Annotated in this window: 4 protein-coding genes; all 4 read right to left on the bottom strand. The window is 63.1% G+C overall.

Annotated features, from left to right (window positions below; all coding sequences use genetic code 11):
• Positions 1 to 256 precede the first annotated feature (256 nt).
• The 4 genes from ACSW7Y_RS16240 to nrdI all read right to left on the bottom strand — a co-directional run bounded on the left by ACSW7Y_RS16240 (position 257) and on the right by nrdI (position 4,693).
• Positions 257 to 628 (bottom strand): hypothetical protein, encoded by a 372-nt coding sequence (locus ACSW7Y_RS16240; protein WP_438127276.1) that lies wholly within the window; start codon positions 626 to 628, stop codon positions 257 to 259.
• A 452-nt stretch (positions 629 to 1,080) separates the two neighbouring features.
• The gene (gene nrdF, locus ACSW7Y_RS16235) at positions 1,081 to 2,055 is read right to left on the bottom strand and encodes a class 1b ribonucleoside-diphosphate reductase subunit beta (RefSeq protein WP_438127275.1); all 975 of its coding nucleotides are present in this window, start codon (positions 2,053 to 2,055) and stop codon (positions 1,081 to 1,083) included.
• Positions 2,056 to 2,153: 98 nt separating this feature from the next.
• Positions 2,154 to 4,259 (bottom strand): class 1b ribonucleoside-diphosphate reductase subunit alpha, encoded by a 2,106-nt coding sequence (gene nrdE / locus ACSW7Y_RS16230; RefSeq protein ID WP_438127274.1) that lies wholly within the window; start codon positions 4,257 to 4,259, stop codon positions 2,154 to 2,156.
• Between the two features lie 17 nt (positions 4,260 to 4,276).
• A complete protein-coding gene (gene nrdI, locus ACSW7Y_RS16225; RefSeq protein WP_438127273.1) occupies positions 4,277 to 4,693 on the bottom strand; it encodes a class Ib ribonucleoside-diphosphate reductase assembly flavoprotein NrdI in 417 nt (138 codons plus the stop codon).
• Positions 4,694 to 4,749: the final 56 nt, after the last annotated feature.

Here is a 4,749-nt window from a genome sequence, read left to right as displayed (position 1 = left end):
ATGAGAAGCCAACCGCCCTGCGCCGGGAGAAACAACACTCCCTGAGCGGCGTTGATCAGTCCGCGACGACGCCGGTAGACGTCGCGCGGATCACCCGGGTAGATCGTCATAACGCCAAGCATGCCCCCGGCCCCGTATGGTCGCCTCGAAGACCTTCGTTGCGACGACTCCTTGAAAGCACCATCGACTATCGAGACAGCGCGGTGAAGAGCGCGATGGTGCGGTCTGCCGGTACGTGCCGAGCCGCGCCCGCCGACTACGTACTGGTGAGGGCTTTGAGAAGGACGTAGCTGACCGCGGTGAGGAGGAGGAGACCGCCGAGGCCGGCAACCGGGTACAGGGCGCCGCTCCTGCGGGCGTGGCTGCGGATGCCGATGGCCCCGCAGGCAATGACTGCTGCGAACCCTCCGAAGAGGGTGAGCCCCATGCTGCTGTACCAGCCGGCGTTACCACGGCAGCCCGCGTTGCGGACGCTGCACGTCGCGTACGAGGTCAGGCTTTCGTTCAGGATGAACCCGACGCAGACGATGGCTGCCAGCAGACCAACGACGATGACGACCCAGATGAGGACGAGGTTCCAGCGGGCGGCGCCGTTGCTGAGCAACGCGCGTCGGGCGTGATCCGTCAACGCTGGTCCCCTCGTCTGCGCGGGCAATGATGTGATCGTAGAGACCAGCTGCGAGCGTCCGCTGACCCATCGACCAGTGAGGCACCGCTTAGCGGCGGCGGCTCCTGAGGATGGTGACGACGATGATCACAGCCGCCAGTATGGCGACGATTGCCGTCGGGATCGGTGCGAAGCCCACCCCAGTGAACGCAGCAACCACGGTGTCCTCTCGTCGAGCGCGTACGTGAGCGCCTGACACAAAGGGTATGCCAACTTTGGCGGCCCGTCTCGAGAGCCGGTCCTTCAGCCGACACGGGCTTCCGCATTGCACGCACTACAGCTCGCTTGTCCCACGTACCCCGTCCGGTTCGAGTCGTTGAGGGCCCGCCAAGCGACCGCATCGCCAGTGCTCGTGAACCTAGAACGCCCCGCCGGCCGAAGCCAGCGGGGCGTTCCCACGAATCACACCGGGATCAGAAGTCCCAGTCCTCGTCCTCCGTCACGACCGCCTTGCCGATGACGTACGACGAACCCGACCCCGAGAAGAAGTCGTGGTTCTCGTCCGCGTTCGGGGAGAGCGCCGACAGGATCGCCGGGTTCACGTCCGTCGTCTCCTTCGGGAACATCGGCTCGTACCCGAGGTTCATCAGCGCCTTGTTCGCGTTGTAGTGCAGGAACTTCTTGACGTCCTCGCTCAGCCCGACCTCGTCGTAGAGGTCCTGCGTGTACTGCGTCTCGTTCTCGTACAGCTCGAACAGGAGCGAGAACGTGTAGTCCTTGAGCTCCTGGCGCTCGGCCTCGGTGACCTGCTCGAGACCCTTCTGGTACTTGTAGCCGATGTAGTACCCGTGCACGGCCTCGTCGCGGATGATGAGGCGGATGAGGTCCGCGGTGTTGGTCAGCTTCGCCCGCGACGACCAGTGCATCGGCAGGTAGAAGCCGGAGTAGAACAGGAACGACTCGAGCAGCGTCGAAGCGACCTTGCGCTTCAACGGCGATTCGCCCTGGTAGTAGTCCATGACGATCTGGGCCTTCTTCTGCAGGTTCGGGTTCTCCTCGGACCAGCGGAAGGCTTCGTCGATCTCGGGCGTCGACGCGAGGGTCGAGAAGATCGACGAGTAGCTCTTGGCGTGCACCGACTCCATGAACGCGATGTTCGTGTAGACGGCTTCTTCGTGCGGGGTGATCGCGTCGGGGATGAGCGACACGGCGCCGACGGTGCCCTGGATGGTGTCCAAGAGCGTCAGGCCGGTGAAGACGCGCATGGTCAGCTTCTGCTCGGCCGGCGTCAGCGTGTTCCACGACTGCACGTCGTTCGACAGCGGCACCTTCTCCGGCAGCCAGAAGTTGTTGACGAGGCGGTTCCAGACCTCCACGTCCTTGTCGTCCTGGATGCGGTTCCAGTTGATCGCCTGGACCCGATCAATGAGCTTCAGCTTCTCGACCAACGCACGTTTCCTTCAAGAGATGGTGACTGATTGACGGACTGGAGGCACGGCGCGCGCTGGCACCGCGCCTCCAGTCCAAGGGGTGATTGCGGAAGCAATCAGAGCATGCAGCTGACGCAGCCCTCGACCTCGGTGCCCTCGAGGGCGAGCTGACGCAGACGGATGTAGTAGATCGTCTTGATGCCCTTGCGCCATGCGTAGATCTGGGCCTTGTTGATGTCGCGCGTGGTCGCGGTGTCCTTGAAGAACAGCGTGAGCGACAGGCCCTGGTCGACGTGCTGCGTGGCAGCGGCGTAGGTGTCGATGATCTTCTCGGCACCGATCTCGTACGCGTCCTGGTAGTAGTCCAGGTTGTCGTTCGTCATGAACGGCGCCGGGTAGTAGACGCGGCCGAGCTTGCCTTCCTTGCGGATCTCGATCTTCGACGCGATCGGGTGGATCGACGACGTCGAGTGGTTGATGTACGAGATCGAACCGGTCGGCGGGACGGCCTGCAGGTTCTGGTTGTAGATGCCGTGCTCCTGGACGGACGCCTTCAGCGCCTTCCAGTCGTCCTGCGTCGGGATCGTCACGTTGGCGTTCGCGAAGAGCTCGCGGACACGCTCGGTCGCCGGCGCCCACTCCTGATCGGTGTACTTGTCGAAGAACTCACCCGACGCGTACTTCGAGTCGCGGAAGCCGTCGAAGGTCTCCCCCGTCTCGATGGCGATGTTGTTCGAGGCGCGCAGGGCGTGGAACAGCACCGTGTAGAAGTAGATGTTCGTGAAGTCGATGCCCTCTTCGGAGCCGTAGTACACGCGCTCACGAGCGAGGTAGCCGTGCAGGTTCATCTGCCCGAGGCCGATGGCGTGCGACTTGTCGTTGCCGTCCTCGACGGAACGCACCGACGAGATGTGCGACATCTGCGACACCGAGGTGAGGCCGCGGATGGCGGTCTCGATGGTCTTGCCGAAGTCCGGCGAGTCCATCGTCAGCGCGATGTTCAGCGAGCCGAGGTTGCAGGAGATGTCCTTGCCGATCTCCTTGTACGAGAGGTCCTCGTTGAAGGTGGTCGGGGTGTTGACCTGCAGGATCTCTGAGCACAGGTTGGACATGTTGATCCGGCCCTTGATCGGGTTGGCCTTGTTCACCGTGTCCTCGAACACGATGTACGGGTAGCCCGACTCGAACTGGATCTCGGCGATGGTCGTGAAGAAGTCACGCGCCTTGATCTTCGTCTTCTTGATGCGCGAGTCGTCGACCATCGCGCGGTAGTTCTCGGAGATCGGGACGTCGCCGAAGGGCATGCCGTAGACCTTCTCGACGTCGTACGGCGAGAAGAGGTACATGTCCTCGTTGTTCTTCGCGAGCTCGAACGTGATGTCCGGCACGACGACACCGAGCGACAGCGTCTTGATGCGGATCTTCTCGTCCGCGTTCTCGCGCTTGGTGTCGAGGAACTTCATGATGTCGGGGTGGTGCGCCGACAGGTAGACGGCACCGGCACCCTGACGCGCACCGAGCTGGTTCGCGTACGAGAACGAGTCTTCCAGCAGCTTCATCACGGGGATGATCCCGGAGGACTGGTTCTCGATCTGCTTGATCGGGGCGCCGGCCTCACGGATGTTGGAGAGCAGCAGGGCCACGCCGCCGCCGCGCTTCGAGAGCTGCAGCGAGGAGTTGATGCCGCGCGAGATCGACTCCATGTTGTCCTCGATCCGGAGGAGGAAGCAGGACACGAGCTCGCCGCGCTGTGCCTTCGCGGTGTTGAGGAACGTCGGGGTCGCGGGCTGGAAGCGGCCGGCGATGATCTCTTCCACGAGGTCGATCGCGAGCTGCTCGTTGCCCTGCGCGAGGCCCAGGGCCGTCATCACGACGCGGTCCTCGAAGCGCTCGAGGTAGCGCTTGCCGTCGAACGTCTTGAGCGTGTAGCTCGTGTAGTACTTGAACGCACCGAGGAACGTCTGGAACCGGAACTTCTTCGAGTACGCCAGGTCGTTGAGCTTCTGGATGAAGTCGAGCGAGTACTGCTCGATCGTCGCGGCTTCGTAGTACTCGTTCTCGACCAGGTAGTCGAGCCGCTCCTTCAGGTTGTGGAAGAAGACGGTGTTCTGGTTGACGTGCTGCAGGAAGAACTGCTTGGCAGCCTCACGGTCCTTGTCGAACTGGATGTTCCCGTTCGCGTCGTAGAGGTTGAGCATCGCGTTGAGGGAGTGGTAGTCCATCCCCGTCTGCGGCGACGTCAGATCGACGTCTGCAACTGCTGCGTCCAAAATGCTTCCAATCCAGTGGTGACTGCGTGCACGTCGTCAGGCGTGCCGAAGAGCTCGAAACGGTAGAGGACGGGGACGCCGCACTTCTGAGCGATGACGTCCCCCGCGAGACCGTAGGCCTCGCCGAAGTTCGTGTTGCCGCCGACGACCACACCGCGGATGAGGGAGCGGTTGCGTTCGTCGTTGAGGAACTTGATGACCTGCTTCGGGACCGCCCCCTGCCCGTTGCCGCCGCCGTAGGTCGGCAGCACGAGCACGTACGGCTCGTCCGCGTGGAGGAACGGGTCGTTCGGGTAGAGCGGGATCCGGTCTGCCGGCAGCCCCAGCTTCTCGATGAAGCGGGCCGTGTAGCCGGACACGCTCGAGAAGTAGACGAGGTTGCTCATGTGCGCTCCCTGGTCAGAGGTGCGGACAGCGGATCAGGAGGGGCGGTGTGGTGCTC

Origin of the sequence: Curtobacterium flaccumfaciens (assembly GCF_051548005.1) — a bacterium.
Classification (GTDB): domain Bacteria; phylum Actinomycetota; class Actinomycetes; order Actinomycetales; family Microbacteriaceae; genus Curtobacterium.
Note: the sequence above shows the minus strand (reverse complement) of the source record. Positions and strands in the feature narration are given on the sequence as shown.